The organism is Mycobacterium sp. DHQP2018-32-09, assembly GCF_058148405.1.
In genome coordinates this window covers 1-463 of record NZ_JBYVYK010000136.1, presented here as the reverse complement: position 1 = coordinate 463, position 463 = coordinate 1, and the positions used below count along the sequence as shown (strand labels likewise).

The following is a 463-nucleotide window of genomic DNA, read 5'->3' as shown; positions in this document are numbered from 1 at the left end:
AGGTGTTTTACACCAGACCCCTCAAAACGCGATTTTTTAGCATTTCTAAGTGTTTTTTCGTGATCAGCACGCGCCTGATCAGGATTCCTCACCAATTCCGTAGAATCCGGGCCCCATTCAAGTTCTTCATCGGCGTCTGCGTCGGCATCGAGCCCATCATCGGCGTCTGCATCTACTATTTCGAAGTCCCCGTCCGCGTCTTCTTCGTCGGACCCGCGCACGCGCACATGGTTGTATCCGCGCTCCGCGATCTCCGCGTTGTAGTTGAGGGCCCACATGTGGGACGAGGGTCCTAGGGGAATTGAGTGCAGGACGGGCTTGATACCTAGTCCGTGGAGGACTCGAAGATGCGGGACTTGCTGGATAAGTGAGGACAAGGAAATCGGGGTTGGGGGCGTGTGGACGACTGCGATCAGCGGTCTGTACGTTAGCGTGAGTGAGGCCAGTGGATAGGAGCCGGGGG

General features: G+C 56.8%; 1 protein-coding gene. It reads right to left on the bottom strand.

All coding sequences use genetic code 11. The annotated features are described in order from the left end of the window. Positions 1–278, bottom strand: a 278-nt coding sequence (locus tag AC30CM_RS27035) for a hypothetical protein (RefSeq protein ID WP_490119981.1), incomplete at its 3' end; no start/stop codon positions are given. Positions 279–463 lie beyond the last annotated feature (185 nt).